The sequence below is a fragment of the Variovorax sp. FW305-3-2-15-B-LB1 genome, assembly GCF_058787635.1.
Window position 1 is genome coordinate 1 of the sequence record NZ_JBYSZY010000078.1, and the last position, 24,478, is coordinate 24,478.

26 protein-coding genes and 1 pseudogene are annotated in these 24,478 nt (G+C 69.1%); 7 read left to right on the top strand and 20 right to left on the bottom strand.

Going from position 1 to position 24,478, the window contains the following annotated elements:
• Positions 1-148 precede the first annotated feature (148 nt).
• Positions 149-943 carry a hypothetical protein gene (locus AC3WQR_RS29315; protein ID WP_492745468.1) on the top strand — a complete coding sequence of 265 codons (795 nt, stop codon included), beginning with the start codon at positions 149-151 and terminating at the stop codon, positions 941-943.
• Between the two features lie 15 nt (positions 944-958).
• Here AC3WQR_RS29315 and AC3WQR_RS29320 read toward each other — a convergent pair whose 3' ends face one another.
• From AC3WQR_RS29320 to AC3WQR_RS29405, 18 genes are all read right to left on the bottom strand, one after another.
• Positions 959-1,936 carry a 2-dehydropantoate 2-reductase gene (locus tag AC3WQR_RS29320; RefSeq protein ID WP_095949818.1) on the bottom strand — a complete coding sequence of 326 codons (978 nt, stop codon included), beginning with the start codon at positions 1,934-1,936 and terminating at the stop codon, positions 959-961.
• Between the two features lie 13 nt (positions 1,937-1,949).
• Positions 1,950-2,738, bottom strand: coding sequence for a class II aldolase/adducin family protein (locus AC3WQR_RS29325; RefSeq protein ID WP_070063516.1), 789 nt, complete (start codon positions 2,736-2,738; stop codon positions 1,950-1,952).
• 18 nt (positions 2,739-2,756) lie between these two features.
• Complete coding sequence (locus AC3WQR_RS29330) at positions 2,757-3,749, bottom strand: Bug family tripartite tricarboxylate transporter substrate binding protein (protein WP_095949816.1); 993 nt, start codon at positions 3,747-3,749, stop codon at positions 2,757-2,759.
• Positions 3,750-3,786: 37 nt separating this feature from the next.
• Positions 3,787-5,520 carry a dihydroxy-acid dehydratase gene (gene ilvD / locus AC3WQR_RS29335; RefSeq protein ID WP_492745470.1) on the bottom strand — a complete coding sequence of 578 codons (1,734 nt, stop codon included), beginning with the start codon at positions 5,518-5,520 and terminating at the stop codon, positions 3,787-3,789.
• Positions 5,521-5,557: 37 nt separating this feature from the next.
• Positions 5,558-6,025 carry a nuclear transport factor 2 family protein gene (locus tag AC3WQR_RS29340; RefSeq protein WP_492745472.1) on the bottom strand — a complete coding sequence of 156 codons (468 nt, stop codon included), beginning with the start codon at positions 6,023-6,025 and terminating at the stop codon, positions 5,558-5,560.
• A 21-nt stretch (positions 6,026-6,046) separates the two neighbouring features.
• Positions 6,047-6,868 carry a 4-hydroxy-2-oxoheptanedioate aldolase gene (gene hpaI, locus AC3WQR_RS29345; protein ID WP_492745474.1) on the bottom strand — a complete coding sequence of 274 codons (822 nt, stop codon included), beginning with the start codon at positions 6,866-6,868 and terminating at the stop codon, positions 6,047-6,049.
• Positions 6,869-6,879: 11 nt separating this feature from the next.
• Positions 6,880-7,683: a 2-oxo-hept-4-ene-1,7-dioate hydratase gene (gene hpaH, locus AC3WQR_RS29350; RefSeq protein ID WP_062476860.1), complete on the bottom strand. Its 804-nt coding sequence runs from the start codon at positions 7,681-7,683 to the stop codon at positions 6,880-6,882.
• 17 nt (positions 7,684-7,700) lie between these two features.
• Positions 7,701-8,108, bottom strand: a complete 408-nt coding sequence (locus AC3WQR_RS29355) for a 5-carboxymethyl-2-hydroxymuconate Delta-isomerase (RefSeq protein ID WP_492745476.1) — start codon at positions 8,106-8,108, stop codon at positions 7,701-7,703.
• A 13-nt stretch (positions 8,109-8,121) separates the two neighbouring features.
• Positions 8,122-8,949 carry a DODA-type extradiol aromatic ring-opening family dioxygenase gene (locus AC3WQR_RS29360; protein WP_492745478.1) on the bottom strand — a complete coding sequence of 276 codons (828 nt, stop codon included), beginning with the start codon at positions 8,947-8,949 and terminating at the stop codon, positions 8,122-8,124.
• Complete coding sequence (locus AC3WQR_RS29365) at positions 8,946-9,281, bottom strand: aromatic ring-opening dioxygenase subunit LigA (protein WP_159273489.1); 336 nt, start codon at positions 9,279-9,281, stop codon at positions 8,946-8,948. The genes AC3WQR_RS29360 and AC3WQR_RS29365 overlap by 4 nt, the downstream gene beginning before the upstream one ends.
• Before the next feature lie 2 nt (positions 9,282-9,283).
• Positions 9,284-10,258 carry a tripartite tricarboxylate transporter substrate binding protein gene (locus AC3WQR_RS29370; protein WP_492745481.1) on the bottom strand — a complete coding sequence of 325 codons (975 nt, stop codon included), beginning with the start codon at positions 10,256-10,258 and terminating at the stop codon, positions 9,284-9,286.
• On the bottom strand, positions 10,255-11,721 hold the full coding sequence (gene hpaE, locus AC3WQR_RS29375) for a 5-carboxymethyl-2-hydroxymuconate semialdehyde dehydrogenase (protein WP_307696506.1): 1,467 nt from the start codon (positions 11,719-11,721) through the stop codon (positions 10,255-10,257). Before hpaE ends, AC3WQR_RS29370 begins: the two co-directional genes overlap by 4 nt.
• A gap of 37 nt (positions 11,722-11,758) precedes the next feature.
• Positions 11,759-12,760, bottom strand: coding sequence for a Bug family tripartite tricarboxylate transporter substrate binding protein (locus tag AC3WQR_RS29380; RefSeq protein WP_492745483.1), 1,002 nt, complete (start codon positions 12,758-12,760; stop codon positions 11,759-11,761).
• 46 nt (positions 12,761-12,806) lie between these two features.
• The gene (locus AC3WQR_RS29385) at positions 12,807-13,577 is read right to left on the bottom strand and encodes a fumarylacetoacetate hydrolase family protein (protein WP_492745485.1); all 771 of its coding nucleotides are present in this window, start codon (positions 13,575-13,577) and stop codon (positions 12,807-12,809) included.
• The gene (locus AC3WQR_RS29390) at positions 13,574-14,209 is read right to left on the bottom strand and encodes a fumarylacetoacetate hydrolase family protein (protein ID WP_492745487.1); all 636 of its coding nucleotides are present in this window, start codon (positions 14,207-14,209) and stop codon (positions 13,574-13,576) included. The genes AC3WQR_RS29385 and AC3WQR_RS29390 overlap by 4 nt, the downstream gene beginning before the upstream one ends.
• Positions 14,206-14,643 (bottom strand): homoprotocatechuate degradation operon regulator HpaR, encoded by a 438-nt coding sequence (hpaR, locus tag AC3WQR_RS29395; protein ID WP_056583837.1) that lies wholly within the window; start codon positions 14,641-14,643, stop codon positions 14,206-14,208. The genes AC3WQR_RS29390 and hpaR overlap by 4 nt, the downstream gene beginning before the upstream one ends.
• A 353-nt stretch (positions 14,644-14,996) precedes the next feature.
• On the bottom strand, positions 14,997-16,001 hold the full coding sequence (locus AC3WQR_RS29400; protein ID WP_492745489.1) for a Bug family tripartite tricarboxylate transporter substrate binding protein: 1,005 nt from the start codon (positions 15,999-16,001) through the stop codon (positions 14,997-14,999).
• The gene (locus tag AC3WQR_RS29405) at positions 15,998-17,698 is read right to left on the bottom strand and encodes an FAD-dependent oxidoreductase (protein WP_492745491.1); all 1,701 of its coding nucleotides are present in this window, start codon (positions 17,696-17,698) and stop codon (positions 15,998-16,000) included. Before AC3WQR_RS29405 ends, AC3WQR_RS29400 begins: the two co-directional genes overlap by 4 nt.
• A gap of 101 nt (positions 17,699-17,799) precedes the next feature.
• On the opposite strand from AC3WQR_RS29405, the gene AC3WQR_RS29410 reads away from it, so the two are divergent.
• From AC3WQR_RS29410 to AC3WQR_RS29420, 3 genes are read left to right on the top strand one after another with little or no spacing between them, the layout of a single operon-like run.
• On the top strand, positions 17,800-18,699 hold the full coding sequence (locus tag AC3WQR_RS29410) for a LysR family transcriptional regulator (protein WP_235944202.1): 900 nt from the start codon (positions 17,800-17,802) through the stop codon (positions 18,697-18,699).
• Positions 18,700-18,722: 23 nt separating this feature from the next.
• The gene (gene radA, locus AC3WQR_RS29415; protein ID WP_070063503.1) at positions 18,723-20,114 is read left to right on the top strand and encodes a DNA repair protein RadA; all 1,392 of its coding nucleotides are present in this window, start codon (positions 18,723-18,725) and stop codon (positions 20,112-20,114) included.
• Between the two features lie 40 nt (positions 20,115-20,154).
• Positions 20,155-21,672 (top strand): BCCT family transporter, encoded by a 1,518-nt coding sequence (locus AC3WQR_RS29420; RefSeq protein ID WP_492745496.1) that lies wholly within the window; start codon positions 20,155-20,157, stop codon positions 21,670-21,672.
• 102 nt (positions 21,673-21,774) lie between these two features.
• Here AC3WQR_RS29420 and AC3WQR_RS29425 read toward each other — a convergent pair whose 3' ends face one another.
• The gene (locus tag AC3WQR_RS29425) at positions 21,775-22,230 is read right to left on the bottom strand and encodes a hypothetical protein (protein WP_095949802.1); all 456 of its coding nucleotides are present in this window, start codon (positions 22,228-22,230) and stop codon (positions 21,775-21,777) included.
• Between the two features lie 172 nt (positions 22,231-22,402).
• On the opposite strand from AC3WQR_RS29425, the gene AC3WQR_RS29430 reads away from it, so the two are divergent.
• Together AC3WQR_RS29430 and AC3WQR_RS29435 are read left to right on the top strand one after the other, a co-directional pair.
• Positions 22,403-22,792 carry a VOC family protein gene (locus AC3WQR_RS29430; protein ID WP_492745498.1) on the top strand — a complete coding sequence of 130 codons (390 nt, stop codon included), beginning with the start codon at positions 22,403-22,405 and terminating at the stop codon, positions 22,790-22,792.
• Positions 22,780-23,208: a glycerate kinase gene (locus AC3WQR_RS29435; protein ID WP_095743211.1), complete on the top strand. Its 429-nt coding sequence runs from the start codon at positions 22,780-22,782 to the stop codon at positions 23,206-23,208. Before AC3WQR_RS29430 ends, AC3WQR_RS29435 begins: the two co-directional genes overlap by 13 nt.
• 33 nt (positions 23,209-23,241) lie before the next feature.
• Here the strand turns inward: AC3WQR_RS29435 and AC3WQR_RS29440 are convergent, their stop codons facing one another.
• Complete coding sequence (locus AC3WQR_RS29440; protein ID WP_492745500.1) at positions 23,242-24,240, bottom strand: recombination-associated protein RdgC; 999 nt, start codon at positions 24,238-24,240, stop codon at positions 23,242-23,244.
• 134 nt (positions 24,241-24,374) lie between these two features.
• On the opposite strand from AC3WQR_RS29440, the pseudogene AC3WQR_RS29445 reads away from it, so the two are divergent.
• Positions 24,375-24,478 (top strand): annotated as a pseudogene (locus AC3WQR_RS29445) (branched chain amino acid aminotransferase); the annotation flags it as partial.

Here is a 24,478-nt window from a genome sequence, read left to right on the forward strand (position 1 = left end):
CTTCCCGCAGCGAAATCAAGGAGGAGGGCGAAGCCCGGGGGACATTCGCGGAGGGAAGTACCCGGTGGCCTGTGCACACGCCCTGAACATCGTCGATAGAACCGAGCCGCCACGCCGGAGACAATCCGCGCCGGAGGAAAACAGTTCAATGACCCATTCGACGAAGAAACGAACGCCGTCGCGTGCCACACGGCAGGCCCTCGGCCTGGCACTGGCCATCGCCGGCTTCTCGGCGCAGGCCCAGACCGAAGCGGCCGCACCGCCCATGGCCGCAGCCTCGGCACCCGCCGAAGCCACCCCAGTCGCAGCAGCGCCCCAAACCCGCGTGCGCTACCTGCGCATGCCCCAGCAGAGCGGCGCCGACCACCTGCGCGTGGTGCGCCGCGAAGACACGGTGGGCCGCGTGGCCGGCCAGGTCGCGTTGAACGTCGCGTTCGCCGTGCTCGGCACCGGCGCGGCCGTGCAGGGTTTCTCGAAGGACGGCCTTGGTGGCACCACGCTCGAAGCGTTGCGCGACGACCCGGTGAGCGTCAACCCGGCGATGAGCGACCTGCAGGAGGCCCTGAGCAAGATCGCCACCGACATCTACCGCCGCCGCACCGAGACCGCGCTCGCCACCGCGCTGACCGACGGCTCCACGCCCGAAGAGATCGAGGCCGCGCGCCAGACACCGAAGGAGGCCGACTCGCCGCTGGTCCCGGGGTCGTGGCACCTCGTCTACGAAAACCTGATGGGCTCGGACGAACTGTTCCGGCTCAAGTACGGCGCCTCGTTGGGGCGCGCGGGCTTCATGCGCCCGCCGATCGGCTGCAGCTACGAATCGGAGCCGCTGGCCTGGACCCAGTGGCAGGCCGACGGCTGGCAGCGGCTGCGCGAGGAGCGCGCGAAGATCGTGGCCCGTTGCGTCGAGGCCATCGGCGCCGCGCCCGAAAACCGCTGGTAATCAGCGGCAGTTCGCTCAGTACAACCCGAGCTGCCGCGTGCGCAGCCGCGCCAGCCCCAGCAGCGCATCGGTGAACGGCGTGGCCACACCCGTCAGCTCGCCCAGCTCGCGCACCACGGTGACGAGCGCGTCGAGCTCGACCGAACGGCCCGCTTCCACGTCCTGCAGCATCGAGGTCTTGAACGCGCCGAGCTTCATCGTCACCGCGTGCCGGTCTTCGGGGCTCTGCGTGATCTCGATGCCGATGCGCCGGCCGATCTCCTTGGCCTCGAGCATCACGGCCGAGATGAACCCGCGCACGTAGTCGTCGCCCATGATCAGGTCGGTGGTGGCGCCGGTGAGCGCGCTGATCGGGTTCACCGTCATGTTGCCCCACAGCTTGAACCACACGTCCTTCTGGATCTGCGGCGACAGCGTGGTGTCGATGCCCGTGCTTTTCAGCAGTTCGACCAGCTTCTGCACGCGCGGCGTGGCCTGGCCCGAAGGTTCGCCCACGATCAGCCCGTTGCCGAAGTGGTGCCGCACCACGCCCGGCCCGTCGAGCGAGCAGCTGGCGTGCACCACGCAGCCGATCACGTTGCGCGACGGAATGGCCTTGGCAATGGCGCCTTCGGGGTCGACGGCTGCGAGCCGGTGCCCCGTGATCTCGCCGCCGAAGCCGCCTTCGAGGAACCACCACGGCACGCCGTTCATGGCCACCAGCACGATCGTGTCGGGCCCGATCAGTGGCCCGATGCGTTCGGCCACGCCGGCCAGCGCGGGCGCCTTCACGGCGATCACCACCAGGTCTTGCACACCGAGCGCCTCGGGGTCGGCCACCGCGTTCACCGGCACGCGCGTGCGCACGTCGCCGCGCATCAGCGAGAGGCCGTCCTTCTGCAGCGCGTCGAGCGTGGCGCCGCGCGCCACCACGTTGAGACGCTGGCCCGCCTGTGCGAGGCCGACGCCGATCCATCCGCCGATCGCGCCGGCGCCGTAGATGCAAATCTTCATGGGAACAGGCGCCTCAGTTGCGGTAGCTCGGGTCGATGCGGTCCACCTGCCGCACCAATGCATTGAACACGTCCTGCCCGGCGCCGTGCGCGGGGCTGAACTGCAGCGCGTCGCGCGTGCAGCGCTGCGCGATCTCTTCGCTCACCGGAATGGCGGCGCCCATCGAGAAGGTCGCCATCTGGATCTCGCAGGCGCGCTGCAGCGTCCACAGGATCGCGAAGGTCTGCGGCAGCGTCTGGCCCCAGGCCAGCAGGCCGTGGTTGCGCAGGATCACCGCGTTGCGGTCGCCGATGCTTTTCAGCAGGCGCGGGCCTTCGTCGGCATGGATCGTGATGCCCTCGAAGTCGTGGTACGCCACCATGCCGTGCAGCTGGGCGGTATAGAAATTGGTCTGCTGCAGGCCGCCCTGCAGGCAGGCCACGGCCACGCCGGCCGTGGTGTGCGTGTGCATCACGCAGTGCGCGCCGGGCAGGCCGTCGTGGATGGCCGCATGCACCACGAAGCCGGCCGGGTTCACCGGGTAGGTCGAACCATCGAGCACCTTGCCCTGCAGGTCGATCTTCACCAGGTTGCTGGCCGTCACCTCGCTGTAGTGCAGGCCGAAGGGGTTGATGAGGAACTGCTTCTCGCCACCGGTCACGCTGTCGGGCAGCCGCACCGTGATGTGGTTGTAGATCATCTCGGTCCAGCCCAGCATCGCGAACACGCGGTAGCAGGCCGCGAGCTCCTCGCGCGCGGCGCGCTCGTCGGGATGGATCGAGGGATGGACCAGCGCCGACGGCGCGGTGGCGAGTGTGTTCATGGCAGTTCCTTCATGTGATCAACCTTCAGCCGTGAAGCCGACCTCTTTCACGATCGGCGCCCACTTGGCGGTGTCCTTTTTCAGCAGATCGGCCAGCTCGGCCGGCGTGGAAGACATGGCTTCCAGGCCGAAGGTGCCGAGGCCGTCGATCACGTCCTTCTGTGCGAGCGCGTTCTTCATCGCCGTGTTGAGCTTCGTCACCAGCTCGGGCGAGGCCTTGGCCGGCAGGAAGAAGGCGAACCATTCGCTGTGCGCCATGTTCTTGATGCCCTGCTCGCCGAAGGTCGGCACATCGGGCGCGAAGCGGCTGCGCTTGGCACCCGACACGCCCAGGATGCGCACCTTGCCCGATTGCAGGTGCTGCGTGATGTCGCCGATGGGGCCCGACACCGCCGAGATGTTGCCGCCCAGCAGGTCGAGCATGGCCGGCTGCGTGCCGCGGTAGGCCGCGTGCTTGAGCTCGACACCCGCCTGCTTGCCCAGCAGCGCGCCGATGAAGTGCGGCGTGGAGCCCGCGGCCGGCGAGCCGTAGTTGGCGCCGGCCGGGTTGGCCTTGGCCCAGGTGAGGAACTCGGGCACCGTCTTGATCGTGGCCGGCACGGCCGGGCCGACCGCGAAGCCGAAGTCGAAGATGCAGGCCAGGCTCACGGGCGTGAGGTCGACCATCGGGTCGTAGGGCAGCTTCTTGTAGATGTGCGGGTAGATCGTGAGGATCGACGTGGGCGTCTGCAGGATGGTGGTGCCGTCGGCCGGGCGGCCCTTCACGTAGCTCACGGCGATCTGGCCGCCCGCGCCGGTGCGGTTCTCGACCACGGCGGTCTTGGCGTAGTCGGGGCTCAGCTTCAGCGCAATGCGCCGGCAGGTGGTGTCCGAGGTGCCGCCGGCCGCGAAGCCGGTGACGATGGTGGCGTTCTCGAGCGCGGCAGCCTGCGCAAAGGCCTGCTGGCCGAGGCTGGCGAGCAGCGCCGAAGCGCCGGTGGACTGCAGCATGTGGCGGCGGGTGAAGGTCATGTCTGTCTCTTTTCGGGATGGTGAGGAGGGAACAGGATCACGACTCGTCGCGCAGCCAGGTGACCGCGCCCGAGTGGGTCACGGCGCCCTGGTGGGCAGGACGCACGGTGAGCGCGTATTTTTCCAACAAACCACCGTGCGCCGCCCCCGCGTTTACCTCACGTCCGGCCAGCCGCGACGCGATTTCTTCGGCGCTCAGCTCGACCGAAATGCTGCGCGCCGCGGCGCGTGCATCGATGGCCACCATGTCGCCGTCGCGCAGCACCGCGATCGGCCCACCGTCGGCCGCCTCGGGCCCCGCGTAGCCGATGCACAGGCCGCGCGTGGCACCCGAAAAACGCCCGTCGGTCAGCAGCGCCACCTTGTCGCCCATGCCCTGGCCGTACAGCAGCGCGGTGATGCCCAGCATCTCGCGCATGCCGGGGCTGCCCTTGGGGCCTTCGTTGCGGATGACGATCACGTCGCCCGCTTCGTAGCGGCGGTTCTGCACGGCGGCCTGCGCTTCTTCTTCCGAATTGAAGACGCGCGCCGGGCCGCGGTGCACCAGCGTCTTCAGGCCCGCCGTCTTGAGCAGCGCGCCGTCGGGGCAGAGGTTGCCCTTGAGCACCGCCAGCCCGCCGTCGCGCGTGATCGGGTTGCCCGCTTCGCGCACCACGCGGCCGTCGGGCGCGGCGGCGTCGGCCACTTCCTCGGCCAGCGTGCGACCGGTGAAGGTGAGGGCGTCGCCGTGCAGGAAGCCTTGCTCCAGCAGCGTGCGCAGGATCACGCCCGCGCCGCCGATGTAGTACACGTCGCGCGCCAGGTACTGGCCACCGGGGCGCAGGTCGGCAATGAGCGGCGTGCGCGCGAAGATCTCGGCCACGTCGTCCAGGTGGAACTTGATGCCGGCCTCGTGCGCGATCGCCGGCAGGTGCAGCGCGGCGTTGGTCGATCCGCCCGTGGCCGAGACCACGGCGCAGGCGTTTTCGAGTGCCTTGCGCGTCACGATGTCGCGCGGCAGCGGGCCGTCGCCCATCACCGCCTTCATGAGCTGCTTCGCGGCGCGGCGCATCAGCGGCGCGCGCTCGCTGAACACCGCCGGCACCATGCTCGAGCCGATGGGCGCCAGGCCCAGCGCTTCCGACACCATGCCCATCGTGTTGGCCGTGAACTGCCCCGCGCAGGCGCCGGCCGTGGGCAGGCAGGCGCGGCTCATGGCGTCGAGTTCGTCGTGCGTGGCGGTGCCGGCCAGCACCTTGCCGATGGTCTCGTAGGTGTCGACCACGTTCAGGTCGCGCCCGTCCGGCCCCGGCATCTGTCCCGGCAGCGCCGAGCCGCCGTGCACGAACACGCTGGGCACGTTGCAGCGGACCATGCCCATCATCAGGCCCGGCAGGTTCTTGTCGCAGGCGCCGATGGCGAAGATGCCGTCCCACTGGTGGCCGCGCGTGGACGCTTCCACGCTGTCGGCGATGAGCTCGCGCGAGATCAGCGAGAAGCGCATGCCCGAGTGCGCCATCGTCAGGCCGTCGCTCACCGACACCACCGGGCATTCGTGGGGCGTGCCGCCGCCCGCGTAGATGCCGGTCTTGGCGTGCTGCGCCTGTTCGCGCAGGTTGAGGTTGCACGGGCTCATCTCGCCGCCCGTGTGGAACACGCCGACGTGCGGGCGCGCGATGTCCTCGTCGTCCTGGCCCAGCGCGTGCAGGAAGCTGCGCGTGGTCGCGCGGATCGTGCCCTCGCGGATGGTCGCGGAGCGGAAGCGTTTCGTGGGGTCGGTGGGCGTGGTCATGCGGCTGGCGAAGGCTGGCTCGTGGAAGGGCGGGGCGTCAGAACATGCCGTTCGGGTTCGCGGCGGTTTCGGGCACGGGCTGCACCACGTCCCAGTGTTCGACGATCTTGCCGTTCTCGAGCTTGAAGATGTCGACGATGGCGCTGCCGCGCGTGCCCGGCTCGCGCACCGCGTTCACGTGCAGGATCACGTAGTCGCCGTCGACGAAGCTGCGCTTGATCTCGCTGTGCGACTTCGGAAACTTCTCGCGCAGGAAGGCGATGAACTTGCGAAAGCCCTCGGGCCCGTCGGCCGCCGTGGGGTTGTGCTGCACGTAGCGGTTGCCCACGTACTGCAATGCTGCGTCGGCGTCCTTCTGGTTCAGGCCTTTTTCGTAGAAGGCGAGCACGGTCTGGCGGTTGGCTTCCTGCCGGGCCTGCGCGGTCGAGGCCGGGCCCGTCTGGGCGCAGGCGCCCAGAAGCAGGGCGGCGGCAGCGGCGAAAGCCGCGAGGGTGGTGCGTCGCATCGAAATGTCCTTGACGGTGGATCAGTAGCCGTTGGGCGCGGTGGCGCCTGGCGCGCCCTTGTACTTCGCGAGCAGCTGCTTGGCGGCGGCCGCGAGCAGGATGGTGTCGACACCCACCGCCACGAACAGCGCACCGGCCGCGAGCCACTTGCGTGCCTGTTCCTCGGTGGTCGACAGGATGCCGGCCGCCTTGCCGGCTTTGCGGATGCGCGCGATGGCGTCGGCGATCGCGGCCTGCACCTCGGGGTGGTTGGGCTGGCCCACGAAGCCCATCGAGGCCGACAGGTCGGCCGGGCCGATGAACACGCCGTCCACGCCCGGCGTGGCCGCGATGGCGTCGAGGTTCTTCATCGCCTCGACCGTCTCGGCCTGCACCAGCAGGCAGGTCTGCGCGTTGGCTTCGTGCAGGTAGTTGGGGTACGCCTGCCAGCGCGAGGCACGCGCCAATGCGCTGCCCATGCCGCGGATGCCTTCGGGCGGGTAGCGCATGCCCTGAACCAGCTTCGCGGCCTGCTCGGCGGTGTCGACCATCGGCACCAGCAGCGTCTGCGCGCCGATGTCCAGGTACTGCTTGATCAGCGTGGTGTCGCCGACCGGAATGCGCACGACGGGATGCGAGCGCTGCGCGTCGGGCTGCGCCGACCACGCGCTGGAGATGCCCTGCAGCTGCGCGAGCACCGAGCGCACGTCGTTGGGCGCGTGCTCGCCGTCGACCAGCAGCCAGTCGTAGCCGGTGCCGGCCAGCAGCTCGGCCACGTAGCCGTCGCCCAGGCCGACCCACAGGCCGATTTGCGCTTGGCCGGCCTGCAGGGCCTGCTTGAAGGTGTTGAGTGGGGTGTGCATGAAAAAACTCGTCAGACGAAACGGAAGGCGATGGAGCCGAGCGGGCCGTAGTCCGCGTGGAAGGTGTCGCCCGGCACGGCGTTGGTCGGGCGCGTGAACGAGCCGCCCAGCACGATCTCGCCGGCTTCGAGGCATTCGTCCCACGGCGCGAGCTTGTTCGCGAGCCAGGCCACGCCGGTGGCCGGGTGGTTGAGCACGGCCGCGGCCACGCCCGATTCCTCGATCACGCCGTTCTTGTAGAGCAGCGCGCTCACCCAGCGCAGGTCGACCGCGTCGGGCTTCACGGGCCGTCCGCCGAGCACGATGCCCGCATTGGCCGCGTTGTCGGCGATGGTGTCGAACACCTTGCGCATGGCCTTGGTGTGGCGGTCGAACTGCTCGATGCGCGCGTCGATGATCTCGATGGCGGGCACCACGTAGTCGGTGGCGGCCAGCACGTCGAAGATGGTCACGTTGGGCCCCTGCAGCTTCTTGCCGAGCACGAAGGCCAGCTCGACCTCGATGCGCGGCGCGATGAAGCGCGTGAACGGGATGTCGCCGCCCTGCTCGAAGAACATGTCGTCCAGCAGCGTGCCGTAGTCGGGCTCGGTGATCTGGCTGGCCTGCTGCATGGCGCGCGAGGTGAGGCCGATCTTGTGGCCCTTGACGATGCGGCCTTCGGCGATCTTGTGCTTCACCCATTCGCGCGAGATGGCGTAGCCGTCCTCGATGGTCATCTCGGGAAAGCGCTTGGAGAAATGCTCGACCTGCACGCGCGACTTCTCGCTCTCGTGCAGTTCGGCGGCCAGTTGGGCGATGGTGGCGGTGGAGAGCATGGGGGCTCGCTTCTTCTTTATGGCTTGTTGAACAGGGGATGCAGGTTGCTGTGCTTGCCGTCGTACACCTGCCCCGGCGCTTCGTCGATCTGCAGCGTGATGCCGATGTGGCGCTGCGTGAAGACGGGCTCGAAATGCGCGCGCACGGCGGCCAGCAGCTCGTCGCCGGCTTTCTTCTTCACCGCCTCGGAGCGGCCCGAGGCCATGCGCAGGTTGAGGTACACGAAGGCGTAGTCTGCCCGGCCGTCGGCCACCGCGTAGTGGGCGGCGGGGTAGGCCAGCACGCGCGTGCCGCCGGTGGGGAACACCGGCTTGCCGGCCTCGTCGCGCTGTTCGAGCATGGTGTCGGCCAGCGTGCGGCACAGCGCCGACACGTCGGTCTCGGCCTCGATGTTGGGCGTGTACAGGATCACCAGGTGCGGCATGGTTGTGCTCCGTTCAAACCACCGACATCGTCGCGGCCGTGCAGGTCACCGCGAAGATCGGGATGGCCTTCATGTGGAAGATCTCGCCCTTGCCGCGTGCGGCCGCGGCCACGCTCAGGAAGGTGCGGATCTCGAAGCCGCCCTGGCCCGCTTCGCGGTAGGTGGCCTCGTCGCCGTAGTCGGCTTGCGAGAGCAGCGCCTCGCGGTCGTTGGCGCACCAGCGGCGCATGAACTCGGCGTCCCACTCGGCATTGACCTTGCCCGAGTCGGGCGTGGCCGGCCAGTGCGAGATGCCGCCCGTGCCCACCAGCGCGATGCGTTCGGGCACCTTGTCGCAGGCGCGGCGCAAGGCCTCGCCGAAGGCCCACGCGCGGTGCAGCGGCGTGAGCGGCGGGCCCTGGCAGTTGATGTTCACGGGAATGACCTTGGTGTCGAAGTTCGGCGTGAGGAAGTTCAGCGGCACCATGATGCCGTGGTCGAACTTCCATTCTTCCGCGTAGGCCACGTCCACCGTCTGCATCACCTCGCGGATCAGGCGCTGCGACAGCGCGGCGTCGCCGGGGATGGTGTGCTTCTCGATGCCCAGCCACTTCGGGTCCTCGATCGGGCCCTCGTAGCTGTCGGCCATGCCGATCGCATAGGCCGGCATGTTGTTCATGAAGAAGTTCGCGAAGTGCTCGGCCGCGATGACGATCACTGCGTCGGGCTTCGTGGCGCGCATCGCCTCGCCCAAGCGATGGAACTGCGCGTGGAACTCGTCCTTGACCGCCGGGTCGGCCAGGTGCGCGCGGCCGGTGATGCCGGGGGCGTGGCTGCACACGCCTGCGAATACGAGACTCATACGCCTGCCACTTTCTCGTCGGTTCCGGTTGTCATTGCGTAGATGCCGGCGCGCACGGGGCCGTACTTGCGCACGCCTTCGCGCATGGCTTCCAAGTAGTCGGCCCACGCGACGCCGAGCAGGGGCGCGAAGTGCATCAGCAGCTGGCCGTTGCACCCGAGCACGTAGAGCTTGCCGATGTCGCCGCTGCCGATCGCTTCGCGCTCTTCGTCGTTCAGGTCGTAGCCGGCCAGCAGCGTGGCGCGCGTGTCGCCGCCTTCACCGAAGCGGCGCTGCACGTCGGCGTCGCGGTTCAGCGCGAACAAAAATTTCTGCATCGCATAGAGGCTCATGGTCAGCCCTCGATCTGGATGTTGGCCTTGCGGATCACGTCGCCGTACTTCGCGATCTCGCTGCGGATGAACTCGGCAAAGCGCTCGGGCGTGCCCGACAGCGACGCGATGCCGCCCTTGTGGAAGGCCTCGGTCACCGCCGGCGATGCCAGGGCGCGGTTCACCTCGGCGTTCACGCGTTGCACGATGGCGTCGGGCGTGCCGGCCGGGGCCAGCAGGCCGTTCCACGAATTGGACTCGATGGCCACGCCCTGTTCGGCCAGTGTGGGTATCGCGGGCGCGTACTGCGAGCGCTGCGCGGTCGCCATGCCCAGCGCCACCAGCTTGCCGGCCTGCACATGGCCGCGGAACTCGGGCCAGTTGCCGAACATCACGGTCACCTGCCCTCCGAGCAGGTCGGCCAGCGCCGGGCCCTGGCCCTTGTAGGGCACGTGCACGATGTCCAGGCCCATCTGCAGCTTGAGCATCTCGCCCGACAGGTGCGCCGAGGTGCCGTTGCCGAAGGAGGCGAAGCTCAGCGTGCCGGGCTTCGCCTTCGCCTGGTTGCGCAGGTCGGCCAGCGTCTTCAGGCCGCTGCCCGGGTGCGTGGCGAGCACGTGCTCCGACATGCCCATGAGCGCGACCGGGCGCAGGTCTTTGAGCGTGTCGTAGGGCAGCTTGCGCACCAGCGTGGGGTTGGCCGTGAAGCTGTTGGCCACGCACACGAAGCTGTGGCCGTCGGGCGCTGACTTGGCGACCGCATCGACGCCGATCACCGTGCCGGCGCCGGGCTTGTTCTCGACGATCACCGGCTGGCCCAGCGCCTTGCCGAGTTCGAGGCCGACGAGGCGCGCGACGAAGTCGGTGGTGCCGCCGGGCGTGAAGGGCACGACGATGCGCACCGGCTTGGCGGGCCACGCTGTCTGCGCGCGTGCCAGTGCGGGCAGGGCCGCGAGTGCGGCCGCGCCTTGCAGCAGCAGGCGGCGCTGCAGCGTCATGCCACGCCCCAGTGGGGGATGTGGTGCGAGCCCATCGACACCGCGATGTTCTTCGGCTCGCAGAACACTTCATAGCTCCAGGTGCCGCCTTCGCGGCCCGTGCCCGAGGCCTTGGTGCCGCCGAAGGGCTGGCGCAGGTCACGCACGTTCTGGCTGTTGACGAAGCACATGCCGGCTTCGACGGCGGCGGCCACGCGGTGCGCCTTGCCGATGTTCTCTGTCCACACGTAGCTGCTCAGGCCGTAGGCGATGTCGTTGGCCAGCTCGATGGCGTGCGCCTCGTCCTTGAACGGGATCAGGCAGGCGACCGGACCGAAGATCTCGTCCTGTGCGATCTTCATGCGGTTGTCGACGTCGGCGAACACGGTGGGCATCACGTAGTTGCCCTTCTTCACGCGGTCGGGCAGGTTGCTTGGCGCCTCGAGGCCGCCGCACAGCAGCGTCGCGCCTTCCTTCGGACCCAGCTCGATGTAGCTGCGCACCTTGGCCAGGTGGGCCTGCGAAATCATCGGGCCGACGATGGTCTTCTCGTCGAGCGGGTCGCCCACGGTGATGCGCTTCGCACGCTCGGCGAACTTGGCGGCGAAGTCGGCGTAGATCGACTGCTGCACCAGGATGCGCGAGCCGGCCGTGCAGCGCTCGCCGTTGTTGCTGAAGATCATGAACACGGCCGCGTCGAGCGCGCGGTCGAGGTCGGCGTCCTCGAAGATCACGAAGGGGCTCTTGCCGCCCAGTTCCATGCTGAACTTCTTCAGGCCCGCGCTCTTCACGATGCGGTTGCCAGTGGCGGTGGAGCCGGTGAACGAAATCGCGCGCACGTCGGGGTGCGCCACCAGCGGCTCGCCGGCTTCCTTGCCGTAGCCGTGCACGAGGTTCAGCACGCCGGCCGGAATGCCGGCTTCGAGCGCCAGCTCGCCCAGGCGCGCGGCCGTGAGCGGCGAGAGCTCGCTCATCTTCAGCACGGCCGTGTTGCCGAAGGCCAGGCAGGGCGCGACCTTCCAGGTGGCGGTCATGAAGGGCACGTTCCACGGGCTGATGAGCGCGCACACGCCCACCGGATGGAACAGCGTGTAGTTCAGGTGCGTGGGCGTGGGGTAGGTGTGGCCGTCGACGCGCGTGCACATCTCGGCGAAGTAGTAGAAGTTGTCGGCCGCGCGCGGAATGAGCTGCTTGCCGGTCTGCGCGATCACCTGGCCGCAGTCGTTGGTCTCGGTCTGCGCGATCTCGGGCACGTGCTTGGCGATGAGGTCGCCGAGCTTGCGGATGAGCTTGGCGCGCTCGGGCGCGGGCAGGCCGGCCCACTTGGGGAAAGCGGCCTTGGCGGCGGCTACGGCGGCGTTCACTTCGGCCTCGCCGCCCGAGGCGACTTCGGCCAGCACTTCCTGCGTGGCGGGGTTGACGGTTTCGAAGTAGTCGGCGCCTTGGACTGGCTTGCCGTCGATGAGGTGATGGATCTGTTGCATGGGCGTGAAGGTGTTGCGGCCTTGCGGCGGTGTGTCGTCAGTCGAGCTTGATGTCGCGCGCCTTGATCAGCGCGTGCCACTTCTTGCGTTCGGTGTCCACGAAGCGGGCCATCTCGGCGGCGTCCGTGGGGCGGGCTTCCCAGCCGGCGTCGTAGAGCTTCTGCTTCACGCCGGTGTCGTTCATGCTCTTGAGCAGGTCGGCGCCGATGCGCGCCTGGATGTCCTTGGGCGTGGCGGCCGGTGCCACCAGCCCTTGCCAGGTGTAGGCCTCGACGGCGTAGCCGAGCTCCTTGGCCGTCGGCAGCTGGGGCAGTTGCGGCACGCGCTCGGCCGACATGGCCAGCAGGGGAATGACCTTGCCGGCCTTCACGGCGCTGATGCCGCTGGGCAGGTCGAGCATCATCAGCGGCACCTGGTTGCCCATGAGGTCCTGCAGCGCGGGCGCGCCGCCCTTGTAGGGGATGTGCAGCAGAGAGACGCCGGCTTCGCGCTGGAACAGCTCGTAGGCCAGGTGGTGCGGGCTGCCAGTGCCCGGCGTGGCGATGCTGTACTTGCCTGGCGAGGCCTTGAGCGCCGCGATGAGCGCCTTGGCGTCGCTGAAGCCCGCGCCCGGCGCGGCCGTGATGATGAGCGGCGAGCGGCCCATCATGCCGAGCAGCGCGAAGTCTTTCTCGGCGTCGTAGGGCAGCTTCTTGTAGAGCGCGGGGTTGTAGACCAGCACGCCGTTGTCGGCCGAGAACACGGTGTAGCCGTCGCCCGGCGAACGCGCCACGTTTTCCGACGCGATGATCGCGCCCGCGCCGGGGCGGTTGTCGACCGTGACGGGCTGTGCGAGCTGCTGCGAGAGCTGCGCGCCCGCCGTGCGCGCGAGGTAGTCGGTGCCGCCGCCGGCCGGGTAGCCCACGACCCAGCGCACGGGCTTGGTCGGGTAGGCCGAGGCGGTCTGTGCGGTCGCGGCGGGTGCGAGCAGCAGCGTGGCGGCGCTGGCCGCCACGAAGGCGGCAGCAAGGCGGAAGGTCCGGGTTCTGGCGGTCGTCATGGCGGTGTGTCTCCGTTTTTTTGAAAGGGGTGGCGCAGTTGGTCCGTCAGCGTGCGGCGATGGTGTTGACCAGCGCGCCGATGCCGTCGATCTCGGTCACGACCACGTCGCCCGGCTGGCAATCGACCACGCCGTCGGGCGTGCCGGTGAGGATCAGGTCGCCCGGCGACAGCGTCATGAAGCGGCTGAAGTATTCGATGAGGAAGGGCGCGTCGAAGATCATGTCGCGCGTGTTGCCCTGCTGTGTGACGGTGCCGTTCACCGTGGTGCGCAGCGCGAGCGCCATCGGGTCGGCCACGTCGGCCGCATCGACGAACCACGGCCCCAGCGGCGTGCAGGTGTCGCGGTTCTTCACGCGCAGGTTGGGGCGGTACCAGTTCTCGAGGTAGTCGCGGATCGCGTAGTCGTTGGCCACCGTGTAGCCGCCGATGAAGTCGTACGCGTCGTCGCGCTTCACGTGCTTCGCGGTCTTGCCGACCACAATGGCGAGTTCGCACTCGTAGTGCATGAACTTCACGTCGGCCGGGCGGTGCGTGAGCTGGCGGTGGCCGATGAGCGTGCTCTGGCCCTTGACGAACACCAGCGGTTCCTCGGGCGCCTTGAACTCCAGCTCTTTCGCATGGTCGGCGTAGTTCAGGCCCAGCGCGAGGATGGTGCGCGGGCGCGCCGTGGGCGCGAGCGGCGGCAGCCACACGAGCTGCTCCTGCGGCACGACGCGGCCATCTTGGAGCCGCACGGCGGCGTTGGCCTGGCCGTTGAATTCGTGCGCGGTGCCGGTGTGCTCGCGGCCTTCGAAGATGACGCGTGCGTGCTTCATGCCGTTGCTTCCTTCACCAGCGTGTTGCTCAGGGTCTCGAACCCCGGCGCGGAAATGTCGATGCGGTCGCCCGCGCGGGCCAGCGGACGGCCCAGGTCGCAGCCGAGCATCAGCACGTCGCCGTGCGCCAGCGTCATGAACTCGCCCACATCGGCGAGCAGCTGCGGCGCGGGGCGCACGAGCTGCGAGAAATCGATCGACTGCTTCAGCTCGCCGTTGATGCGCACCTCGACGCGGAACTGCGCCGGGTCGGCCACCTCCTGCGCGTCGCGCAGCGCCGGGCCGATGCCCAGGAAGCCGTCGACGCACTTGAACTTCACCGGTGGGCGGAAGAAGCTCGCATGCGGGATCGACAGGTCGTTCAGCAGCACGAAGCCTTCGATGTCGCCCTCGGCGCCGATCACCATGCCGATGCTGGCGCCGACTTCCACGTCGGTCACCGCGGCGGGCACGGTGACGGTGCTGCCGTGCGGGCTCCAGGTGTTGGCCGTCTTCACGTAGAGCACGGGCGCCTTCGGCGGTGCCTTGTAGGGCTCCTCGGTCATCTGCGGCGCGAGTGCCGCGGCCTCGGCGCGGAAGTTCAGCAGCGTGCCGTACACGGTGCCGGTGGGGAGAAAGGAGGAGGTGGTCATGGTTCGGGTTGCTCCAGCGCGATCAGTTCGTCCAGCAGGCCGTAGAGCTGCGTCAGCTTGGCCTTGCCCAGCGACTGCTCCATCCAGTCGTAGTGCGCCTCGATGCTGGTGCCCAGGCGCTTCACGAGCTTCATGCCGTGCGGCGTGGCCTCGACCACGGTGCGGCGCTGGTCGGCCGGGTCGCGGGCGCGGGTGATGAGGTTGTCGCGCTCCATGCGCGCCAGCACGCCGGTGAGGCTGGGACCGAGGATGAAAGCCTCGCGCGCGACGCGGCCGGTGTCGACCGCGCCGTGCTCGCCGAGCACGCGCAGCACGCGCCATTGCTGGTCGGACAGCGCGTGCTCGCGCAGGCTGGGCCGCGTGTGGGCCATCACGGCTTCGCGGGCCTGCAGCAGCAGGCGCGGCAAATTGCGGTGCGTGAAGGTGGTGCTCAAAAGCTGTGCCTCTCAGAATTATTTAACATGTTAAATGAATGCCGAGAAAACACGCCTGCGGGATAACCCTTGCGGGTCGTCGGCGCTGAGGGCCTGTTCACCCTATTTCCGGGGTCGCGTTGGCGGGCCAAGGGGCTGGATGCAAGGCGCCCGTGCGCAGCAAGGCTGAAGCCTTGCAAGCGCGGGCAACGCAGCAGACGGCCCCTTGGCCCGCCAACCCTTCGGGAAGGTCTGCCAGCGCGGGCCACTCGGCGTTGCGCTCCTTGCGCGTGCGCATGCACGCGCGGCGTCACGCGCCTTGATTGGCCCGCGCTGGCAGACCTTCGCGACCCCGGAAATAGGGTGAACAGGCCCTAATCGATCGTCGTGCCGGAAGCGCGGATCACCCGCCCCCAGCGTTCGGTTTCGCTGCGGATGTAGGCGGCCAATTGCTCCGGCGCGCCCGCGCCGTGCGCCCCCGGTGCGGCCGGTTCGAAGCCCTCGTTCTCGAGCTTCTGGCGCAGTGCGGGCTGCGCGACGAGGCGGGCGATCTCCTGGCTGCAGCGGTCGATGAAGGCCTTGGGCGTGCCCGCGGGCGCGACCACGCTCTGCCACGCCACCGCCTCGAAATCGGCGGTGCCTGCCACGCCCGACTCGGCCACGGTCGGCACAGCGGGGAAGGTCGGCTGGCGCTTGCGCGAGGTCACGGCCAGCGCGCGCAGCTTGCCGCTGCGCACGTGCTGCAGGGCCGGCGCGATGTCCGTGAACATGAGCTGCAGCTGGCCGCCGAGCAGGTCGGTCAGCGCGAGCGCGCTGCCCTTGTAGGGCACGTGCACCATGTTCGCGGCGGTCGCAACCTTGAACATCTCCGCGCCCAGGTGCTGCGGGCTGCCGTTGCCGGCGGAGCCGTAGCTCAGCGCGTCGGGCCGCGACTTGGCGAGCGCCACCAGCTCGGCCAGCGAGGTCGCCGGCACCGACGGGTGCACCACCACCATCAGCGGCACCGCGCCGATGAGGCCGACCGGTGCGAAGTCTTTCGCGGGGTCGTACGAGAGCTTCTTGTAGAGCCAGGGGTTGATGGCGAGCGTGGTGCTGGTCGCGACCAGCAGCGTCGAGCCGTCGGGCGCGGCGCGCGCCACCTGCGAGGCGCCGATGGCGGTGCCGGCGCCCGGCCGGTTGTCGACGATCACGGTGCGGCCCAGGGCGGTGCCCAGCTGCTGCGCGATCAGCCGCCCGAGCATGTCGGTCGTGCCGCCGGGCGCGTAGGGCACGACGATGGTGATGGGTTTCTCGCCTTGTGCGCGCACGAGGGCGGGACCTGCGGCGCAGGCGGCGGCGGACAGTGCGCCCAGATGGCGCAGGGCATGGCGACGGTTCATTGGCTTGTCTCTCTTTCTTTTTCGGGTGTCGGTGCGGCCACTGCAGTGGCGCCGCGCAGCAGGTCGACCAGCGCGAGCGCGTCGGCCGGCACGGCATGCCCGCGCCAGGCCACGTGCTGGTCGGGGCGCGAGATGACGAGCGGCCGGTCGTACACCGCGGTGGCGTCCGAGGCGCGGATGTCGAGCGTGCGCAGCGGCAGGCCGCGCACCGCGGCGGCGGCTTCGAGCGGCGCGACATCGATCGCGGGATCGAAGCGCAGCAGCGTGTAGCCCTCGCCGGGCATCGCCATCGCGTCGTACAGCGAGCGCCCGTCGTCCAGCCACAGGTGCGGCGTGCGGCAGCCCGGCACCGTCGAAGGCGTGAACTCGTACATCGTGTAGGCGGGCGCGGCCTCGCCGTCGTAGGCGATGAGCGGCGAACCCTCGTAGAAGTAGCCGAAGTTGAGGCCGCCGCAGCAGTACTGCTGCACGTTCAGGTCGTACAGCGCCTGGCCGCGCGCGGCGCGCAGCGCGTCGCCCTCGGGCCCGGGCGCCTCGATGTTCTCGGGCACGCCTTCGCGTTGGCGCTGGAGCGCGAGCGCGTGGTTCATCGCGAACCGCGACACCTGCTCGGTGATCGGCTGGCGCTCGGCCTCGTGCGCCGCGAGCGCGCCCTCGGCCAGCCAGCCGTGCAGCCGGCCCGCGAGCAGCCACGAGAGGTTCATCGCATCGGCGATGCCGGCGTTCATGCCGTAGCCCGCCATCGGAATCCACAGGTGCGCGGCGTCGCCGCAGATGAACACGCGGCGGTCGCGGAAGCGGTCGGCCACGAGCCGGCGGCCGACCCAGTCTTCGTTGGAGATCACTTCGTACGCGAAGTCCTCGCCCACGCCCAGGATCTGGCGGATCGCCCAGTCGCGGTCGATCGAATCGAAGTCGGTCTCTTCGGGCAGCAGGTAGTTGTGCAGCAGCCAGGTCTCGCGCCCGTCGATGGCGTACACGTTGCCGCAGCGGCGCGGGTTCAGCGCGAAGGTGGCCCAGGCCGGCGGGTGCTTCAGCAGGCCCAGCAGCGCGGGCGCACGGAAGTAGGTCGACTGCACGCGGCCCACCACGTCGGTGCCGTGCAGGCTGGCGCCGATCTTCTTGCGCACCGTCGAGCGGCTGCCGTCGCAACCGACGAGGTACTGGCAGCGGATGCGCACCGCGCGGCCGTCGTCCAGGTCCACGCCCGTGGCCCACACGCCCTCGTCGTCCTGCTCGAAGTCGTCGATGCGCGTGCGGTTGCGGATGCGCAGGCCGGGCGTGCCCTCGGCATGCGCGAACAGCACCGGCTCGAGAAAGATCTGGTTGATGCGGTGCGGCGGCTCCGCCGTGGGCCACCAGGTGTCGGGGCCGCCGGTGGCGGTGTAGCGCTCGCGGCGCGCGGGGATCGGAATGCGCGACAGCTCCATGCCCGTCACGGCCGTGCGGTAGGCCACGTCGTTGGGGTAGTCGGCCGGCAGGCCCGCGTCGCGCAGTGCCTGCGCCACGCCCAGGCGGCGGAACACCTCCATCGAACGCGCCGCCACGTGGTTGCACTTCACGTTGGGTGGCTCGCCGCGGTGGCGGATCTCGGTCATCAGCACGTCGATGCCGCGTTGCGCCAGGTCGATGGCCAGCGTCAGCCCCACGGGGCCGGCGCCGACGATCAGCACCTGGGCTTGCAGTTGCTCGGTCATGGGTCGCTTGTCTCCAGATTCTTGTGAGGCGCCATTACAGTGCCGAACCGGCTCGCGGAAAAAGTGAAACTTTCATGGCCATTCATAAAAAACCGTTATCAATGCGCGGTGTGCCCTCGGTGCGGCAGTTGCGCGCGTTCGCGGCCGTGTACCACAGCGGCCAGCTGTCGAGCGCGGCGGCTGCGCTGTCGCTGACGCAGCCGGCCGTCAGCGTGCTGCTGCGCGAACTCGAAGCGCGGCTCGGCGTGCGCCTGTTCGACCGCACCACGCGTTCGCTGCAACGCACCGAGGCCGCGAACGAAGCCATCGCCTATGCCGAGCGCGTGCTGGCCGAACTCGATGCGTTGGGCACCGGCATGGCCGAGCTGGCGGCGGGCCGGCGCGGGCGCGTGCGCATCGCGGCCACGTCCACCATCGCGCAGACGCTGATGCCCAAGGCCCTGCGCCGCTACCTCGACCTGCATCCCGACGTGAAGGTGGCCATCGAAGACTGCGCGCCCGGGCAGTTCGTGGAGAAGGTCCTCGGCGAGCAGGTCGACTTCGGCGTGGGCACGCTGCAGGCGCGCACGCCGGGGCTGGACCAGCGCGTGTTCGTGCACGACCACCTGGCGGTGATTGCCGACCGCGACCTGCGCCTGCCCGGCACCGACCGCATCACCTGGCGGCAGCTCGCGGGCCATCCGCTGATCACGGTCAAGCCGGGGTACGGCGTGCGCAGCAGCATCGACATCGCTGCCGCAACCGCCGGCGTGCGGCTGGACATCGCCTACGAGGTGACGCTGCTGACCACGGCGCTCGCGATGGCGGCCAGCGGCCTCGGCCCGGCGCTGCTGCCGGCGTCGATCCTCGCGCATGCCGACCACACGCGGCTGGTCGCGCGGCGGCTCATGCGCCCGACGGTGGCGCGCAACATCGCGGTCGTGACGCGGCAGGGCCGATCGCTGTCGCCGGCCGCGGCGGCGTTCGCGGACCTGCTGGTGCGCGAATTCGCCATCGCCTGAACCGCGCCCCCTAAACTCGCTGCATGGCCAAGGACAAAACAACTTTCGTCTGCAGCGAATGCGGCGGCACCAGCCCCAAGTGGCTCGGCAAATGCCCCAGCTGCGGTGCATGGAACACACTCATCGAACAGGTCGCCGGCGCGGCCAACGGACCGGCCAACAACCGCTTCGGCACGCAGTTCGCGTCGCTCGCGGGCGCCTCCGAACTCGCCACGCTCTCGGAAATCGAAGCCACCGATGTCGCACGCACGCCCACCGGGCTCGACGAGCTCGACCGCGTGCTCGGCGGCGGCATCGTGTCGGGCGGCGTCACGCTGATCGGCGGCGACCCGGGCATCGGCAAGTCGACGCTGCTGCTGCAGGCGGTCGATGCGCTGCAGCGCGCGGGGCAGAACGCGCTGTACGTCACCGGCGAGGAAAGCGGCTCGCAGGTGGCGCTGCGCTCCAAGCGGCTCGGGCTCGACCACTCGCAGGTGCAGGTGCTGGCCGAGATCCAGCTCGAAAAAATCATCGCCACGCTCGACGCCACGCGCCCGGCCATCGCGGTGATCGACTCCATCCAGACCGTGTACTCCGACCAGCTCACCTCCGCGCCCGGCTCGGTGGCGCAGGTGCGCGAGTGCGCGGCGCACCTCACGCGCTTTGCCAAGACCAGCGGCACGGCCGTGGTGCTGGTGGGCCATGTCACCAAGGAGGGCGCGCTGGCCGGCCCGCGCGTGCTCGAGCACATGGTCGACACGGTGCTGTACTTCGAGGGCGACACGCACTCGAGCTTTCGCCTCGTGCGCGCCATCAAGAACCGCTTCGGCGCGGTGAACGAGATCGGCGTGTTCGCCATGACCGAACGCGGCCTGAAGGGCGTGACCAACCCGAGTGCGATCTTCCTGAGCCAGCACGCCGAGCCGGTGCCCGGCAGCGTGGTGCTGGTCACGCTCGAAGGCACGCGGCCGATGCTGGTGGAAATCCAGGCGCTGGTCGACAACGGCGGACCGAGCCCGCGCCGGCTGTCGGTGGGCCTGGACCGCGACCGCCTCGCGATGCTGCTGGCCGTGCTGCACCGCCACGCGGGCGTGGCCTGCATGGACCAGGACGTGTTCGTCAACGCGGTGGGCGGCGTGCGCATCAGCGAGCCCGCGGCCGACCTGGCCGTGATGCTGGCCATCACCTCCAGCCTGCGCGGCAAGCCGCTGCCCAAGGGCTTCATCGCCTTCGGCGAAGTCGGCCTGGCCGGCGAGGTGCGGCCCGCGCCGCGCGGCCAGGAGCGCCTGCGCGAAGCGGCCAAGCTGGGCTTCAGCGTGGCCGTGGTGCCGAAGGCCAACGCGCCGCGCAAGGGCACGAAGGAGATCGAGGGCCTGACCATCCACCCGGTCGACCGCATCGAGGAAGCGATGGACGTGGTACGACGGCTCGACTGACGCGCACCCGCACGACAACACCCCCACCAGGAGACCCCCCATGCAACTCATCGTCTCCGCCGGGCTGATCGCCGTGGTCGTGCTGTGGGGGTTGATCTCTCCCGCGTCGCTCGACCGCGTGTTCAGTACCGCGCTCGCCGACATCACGCGCAACTTCGGCTGGTTCTACCTGTGGGTGGTGCTCGGGCTGGTGGTGCTGGCCTTCTTCCTGGCGTTCAGCCGCTTCGGCGACCTGAAGCTGGGCGACGAGGACGACGAGCCCGAGTTCTCCATCGGCGCCTGGTTCGCGATGCTGTTCGCGGCCGGCATGGGCATCGGCCTGGTGTTCTGGGGCGTGGCCGAGCCGATCTCGCACTACGCGAACCCGCCGCCCGGTGTGATCCCCGGCACGCCCGATGCGGCCGGCGTGGCCATGCGCTACGCCTTCTTCCATTGGGGGCTGCACCCCTGGGCGATCTACGGCATCGTCGGCCTGTCGATCGCCTTCTTCAGCTTCCGCCGCAAGGCGCTGCCGCTGGTCAGCTCGGCCACCGAGGCGCTGCCGTGGCGCTTCGTGCAGCGGCTGTCGCCGGCCTTCAACGTGCTGGCCGTGGTGGCCACCGCCTTCGGCGTGGCGGCCTCGCTGGGCATGGGCGCCACACAGATCAACAGCGGGCTGCACGCGGCCTTCGGCACGGACATCGGCCGCTGGACGCAGGCGGTGATCATCGTGGTGACGACGGTGCTGTTCATCACCTCGGCGGTCACGGGCGTCGAGCGCGGCGTGAAGTGGCTGTCGATGGGCAACCTGGTGCTGGCGGCGCTGCTGGCGCTCACGGTGCTGGTGGTGGGGCCGACCATCGCCATCGTCGAGACCTTCACCAACACGCTGGGTTCGTACCTTGCCGAGTTCGTGCGCATGAGCCTGCGCATGAACCCGTTCCGCAACAGCTCGTGGGTGGCCGACTGGACGCTCTTCTACTGGGCCTGGTGGCTGGCGTGGTCGCCGTTCGTGGGCCTGTTCATTGCGCGCGTGTCGCGCGGGCGCACGATCCGCCAGTTCATCCTGGGCACGGTGATCGCGCCCACGCTGGTGGGCTTCGCGTGGTTCTCGGTGTTCGGTGGCGCCGCGCTCAACTTCGAGATCTTCCAGGGCGTGCCACTGGTCGAGTCGGTGAAGGCCGACGTGTCGACCACCATGTTCGTGATGTTCCAGGCGATGCCCATGGGCGGGCTGCTGTCGATCGTGGCCACGCTGCTGGTGTTCGTGTTCTTCGTGACCTCGGGCGATTCCGCGACGCTGGTGCTGGGCATCATGAGCACGAAGGGCAATCCGAACCCGCCTGCCCGCGTCAAGATCACCTGGGGCGTGCTGGTGGCGGCGATTGCGCTGAGCCTGCTGTTCGCAGGCGGCATCAAGGCCATACAGACGGCGACCATCGTGTTCGCGCTGCCCTTTGCGTTCGTGATCCTGCTGATGGCGCTGTCGGTCACGCTGGCCATCCGCGACGACTGGAACGCCGAGCAGAAACGCGAACGCGAGCTGCGACGCAAGATGCGGCAGCTCGTGAACTGGTAGGACGGACAAAAAAACGCCCGGCGCGCGGTGGACACGCGCCGGGCCTACCCTCCCTACCTTCCCTGGCCTCCCTGGCCTCCCTGGCCTTCTCTGATTCGTTGCTTAGCTTCCGATGTGCATCGTGAACGCCGGCCCGTTGTTGAGCACGCACTGGCCGCTGCCCAAGGTGGCGGAGTTCATCGTGTACTGGCAACTCAGGTTGCCGCCGCGACTGCCGGTGGCGTTCGCCACGCCGGTGGTGCGCGAGCCGGCCACGCGGGTCGCTTCTCCCTGAAACTGTTCGGCGCCGATCTGCGCATTGAAGTGGCCGCGGCCGTTCATGTCGTTGGTCACCGTGCCCCCGACGGCGCCGTAGCGCGCAGCTTCGGCGTTCGACGGATACAGCCGCGCGCTGAAGGTCTGTGACACCGGCCCCGGTGCGACGGCGTAGCTTTGCTGCGACGGCGCGATGGGAGCGGGTTGTCCGAGCGGCACCACGTAGCAGCCGCTGAGGACGGTGCCCGCGAGTGCGGCGGCAAGGGTGAGTCGAACGATGGTGACGGAACGCGGGATGTTCATGCGTTTCTCGGTGGCCCGGGCAGATGCCCGTGCGGCGAAATGTGCCCGCACCCGCCCCGGCACCGTGCGCCTTTCGCCGGGAGTACCGCTTTCTGCGCCCGGCGGTAGCCACGGCGGCTACTGCGGCGGGGTCGGGGCCGCACAATCGCGGGCCGTTTCCCGCTGTCGCCGAATGAAATCCACCGCACCGCCCATTGCCGCCGTCATGGTCCACGTCACCGATGTGAACGCCGCACTGCGCTGGTACGCCGACGCCTTCCCCGATGCGGTGTCGATGTCCATCGGCTCGCCGGCCTTCGAGTGCCTGTCGGTCCACGGTGTGCTGCTGGAACTCGTGCCGGCCGATGCGAAGGTCGGCGCGGGTGCTTCAGGTTCGGTCGTGTACTGGAACGTGGCGGATTTCGATGCCGCGCTGGCCCACTTGGAGGCGTGCGGCGCGCCGCTGTACCGCGGCCCGCTGCGGCTGGAGGGCGACGAACACATGGCGCAGGTGCGCGACCCCTGGGGCAACTGCATCGGCCTGCGGGGGGCTTCCACCGGGCGGCGACAATGCGCCCCATGAATTTCCAGAAATTGCTGGTGCCCGTGGGGGCCGTCGTTCTCCTCGGCCTGTCCTGGCACCAATACGGATGGGGCGGCGTGGCGTTCGCCGGCGGTGCGATCGTGATGTTCCTGCTGATGCACTTCAACCGCACGATGCAGGTGCTCAAGCGGGCCGCCGACCGGCCCATCGGCACGGTGGCGAGCTCGGTGATGCTGAATGCCAAGCTCAAGCCCGGTGTGACGCTGATGCACGTCATCGCGATGACGCGCGCGCTCGGCGAGCAGCGCTCGCCCGAGAACGAGCAGCCCGAGCTGTACCGCTGGACCGATGCCGGCGGCTCCTACGTCGATGCCGTGTTCAACGGCGGCAAGCTGCAGAGCTGGACGCTCACGCGGCCCGAGGCGTCGGCCGACGAAGAAACGCCCGCGGCCTGAAGGCGGCGCGGGCGCTTTGCCTGATTCAGAACCTCAGAACGGCGCGTCTTCTTCTTCGGGCGTGTCGGCCTGCGTTGCAGGCGCAGTGGCCGTAGCTGTAGCCTTCGGCGCTTCATCCGGCGGTGCCGCAGAGAACGCCGCTTCACCGCCCAACGCATCGAGCAGCGCCGGCACCAGCTGGCCGAGTTCGCCGGTGGCAATGGCCACGTCGGCGTCGAAGTTGTCTTCCTTCTTGCCGCCCGCCGCACCGTCGCCCGTGCCTTCGAGGAAGGTGATCTTGCGGATCAGCAGGCCGTGCGTCAGCTCGAAGGACACGCGGTCGTCCCAGGTGAGCGCCAGGCGCGTCGGGCGCTTGCCGTCGGTGATGTGCTGCTTGACCTCGTCGATGTCCAGCGCGTGCTTGGCGTAGCGCACCACGGCCTTGGAGTCGTCGGAGGCCTTGAGCTCGCACTCGCGGTCGATGCTGAAGCCGGCCGGCGGCTCCTGCGTCAACAGCCAGTTGGCCATGGCGGCGGCCGGTTCGATCTGCGTGTTGATCAGCGCCACGGCAAAGCCGTCGAGCGACTTCACGAGGCTGGTGACCACTTCGTCGGCGCGCGCGGCATTGCCGCAGTTGATCACGAGGCGGTTCTCCGCCTTGTCGATCCACACCGTGACGCGCGCGCTGCGCGTGAAGGCCATGGGCAGCAGCTCCAGGGTGATGTCTTCCTTGAGCTCCTTCTTTTCCTTCTTGCCGGGCTTGCGGCCGGTGGTGGTCTCGATGTGGGCGCAGCGCTCGTCGAGCTTGCGGCGCACCACGGAGCCGGGGACCTGCTTGCTCTCGATCATGTACTCGACCAGCCACTGGCCGTCGATGGATTCGACCAACGGGCCGTTGGCTTCGCCGCGGGGCTCGACCCAGCCGGCGGACTTTTCCTGCGAGGGGCCGCAAGGCACGAAGCGTTGCTTGGCCAGCCCTTCTTCTGCCTCGGTCAGTGATTGGGACCAGGCAGGTTCGATGCGATAGACGATGACGTTCTTGAATACGGACACGGGAACCCTTTTTCCACTGGTTGGCACAACCGGCCATTGTCGGGCACCCGGTTCCGGGCTCGGCCGTAAAATCGAAAGCTTTTGCGACTTCCCAGTGGGTCGCACCCCCACACCGCTCCCAAAGGAATCAGGAAATGAGCTCGATCCCCCCCTCGCTGGACGACCGTGACGGCAAGATCTGGATGGACGGCGAACTCGTGGACTGGCGCGACGCCAAGATCCACGTGCTGAGCCACAC

What these genes read in the sequence shown, in the direction of transcription:
- AC3WQR_RS29435 (WP_095743211.1), top strand. Translation starts at nt 22,780, where the DNA reads ATGCGCCCCATGAATTTCCAGAAATTGCTGGTGCCCGTGGGGGCCGTC.
- AC3WQR_RS29380 (WP_492745483.1), bottom strand. Translation starts at nt 12,760, where the DNA reads ATGACGACCGCCAGAACCCGGACCTTCCGCCTTGCTGCCGCCTTCGTG.
- AC3WQR_RS29390 (WP_492745487.1), bottom strand. Translation starts at nt 14,209, where the DNA reads ATGACCACCTCCTCCTTTCTCCCCACCGGCACCGTGTACGGCACGCTG.
- hpaE (WP_307696506.1), bottom strand. Translation starts at nt 11,721, where the DNA reads ATGCAACAGATCCATCACCTCATCGACGGCAAGCCAGTCCAAGGCGCC.
- AC3WQR_RS29340 (WP_492745472.1), bottom strand. Translation starts at nt 6,025, where the DNA reads ATGCGACGCACCACCCTCGCGGCTTTCGCCGCTGCCGCCGCCCTGCTT.
- AC3WQR_RS29400 (WP_492745489.1), bottom strand. Translation starts at nt 16,001, where the DNA reads ATGAACCGTCGCCATGCCCTGCGCCATCTGGGCGCACTGTCCGCCGCC.
- AC3WQR_RS29385 (WP_492745485.1), bottom strand. Translation starts at nt 13,577, where the DNA reads ATGAAGCACGCACGCGTCATCTTCGAAGGCCGCGAGCACACCGGCACC.
- AC3WQR_RS29370 (WP_492745481.1), bottom strand. Translation starts at nt 10,258, where the DNA reads ATGACGCTGCAGCGCCGCCTGCTGCTGCAAGGCGCGGCCGCACTCGCG.
- AC3WQR_RS29405 (WP_492745491.1), bottom strand. Translation starts at nt 17,698, where the DNA reads ATGACCGAGCAACTGCAAGCCCAGGTGCTGATCGTCGGCGCCGGCCCC.
- AC3WQR_RS29410 (WP_235944202.1), top strand. Translation starts at nt 17,800, where the DNA reads ATGCGCGGTGTGCCCTCGGTGCGGCAGTTGCGCGCGTTCGCGGCCGTG.
- hpaH (WP_062476860.1), bottom strand. Translation starts at nt 7,683, where the DNA reads ATGCTCTCCACCGCCACCATCGCCCAACTGGCCGCCGAACTGCACGAG.
- AC3WQR_RS29365 (WP_159273489.1), bottom strand. Translation starts at nt 9,281, where the DNA reads ATGAGCCTCTATGCGATGCAGAAATTTTTGTTCGCGCTGAACCGCGAC.
- AC3WQR_RS29330 (WP_095949816.1), bottom strand. Translation starts at nt 3,749, where the DNA reads ATGACCTTCACCCGCCGCCACATGCTGCAGTCCACCGGCGCTTCGGCG.
- AC3WQR_RS29325 (WP_070063516.1), bottom strand. Translation starts at nt 2,738, where the DNA reads ATGAACACACTCGCCACCGCGCCGTCGGCGCTGGTCCATCCCTCGATC.
- hpaI (WP_492745474.1), bottom strand. Translation starts at nt 6,868, where the DNA reads ATGCACACCCCACTCAACACCTTCAAGCAGGCCCTGCAGGCCGGCCAA.
- radA (WP_070063503.1), top strand. Translation starts at nt 18,723, where the DNA reads ATGGCCAAGGACAAAACAACTTTCGTCTGCAGCGAATGCGGCGGCACC.
- AC3WQR_RS29355 (WP_492745476.1), bottom strand. Translation starts at nt 8,108, where the DNA reads ATGCCGCACCTGGTGATCCTGTACACGCCCAACATCGAGGCCGAGACC.
- AC3WQR_RS29360 (WP_492745478.1), bottom strand. Translation starts at nt 8,949, where the DNA reads ATGAGTCTCGTATTCGCAGGCGTGTGCAGCCACGCCCCCGGCATCACC.
- AC3WQR_RS29420 (WP_492745496.1), top strand. Translation starts at nt 20,155, where the DNA reads ATGCAACTCATCGTCTCCGCCGGGCTGATCGCCGTGGTCGTGCTGTGG.
- AC3WQR_RS29320 (WP_095949818.1), bottom strand. Translation starts at nt 1,936, where the DNA reads ATGAAGATTTGCATCTACGGCGCCGGCGCGATCGGCGGATGGATCGGC.
- AC3WQR_RS29430 (WP_492745498.1), top strand. Translation starts at nt 22,403, where the DNA reads ATGAAATCCACCGCACCGCCCATTGCCGCCGTCATGGTCCACGTCACC.
- ilvD (WP_492745470.1), bottom strand. Translation starts at nt 5,520, where the DNA reads ATGACCACGCCCACCGACCCCACGAAACGCTTCCGCTCCGCGACCATC.
- AC3WQR_RS29315 (WP_492745468.1), top strand. Translation starts at nt 149, where the DNA reads ATGACCCATTCGACGAAGAAACGAACGCCGTCGCGTGCCACACGGCAG.
- AC3WQR_RS29425 (WP_095949802.1), bottom strand. Translation starts at nt 22,230, where the DNA reads ATGAACATCCCGCGTTCCGTCACCATCGTTCGACTCACCCTTGCCGCC.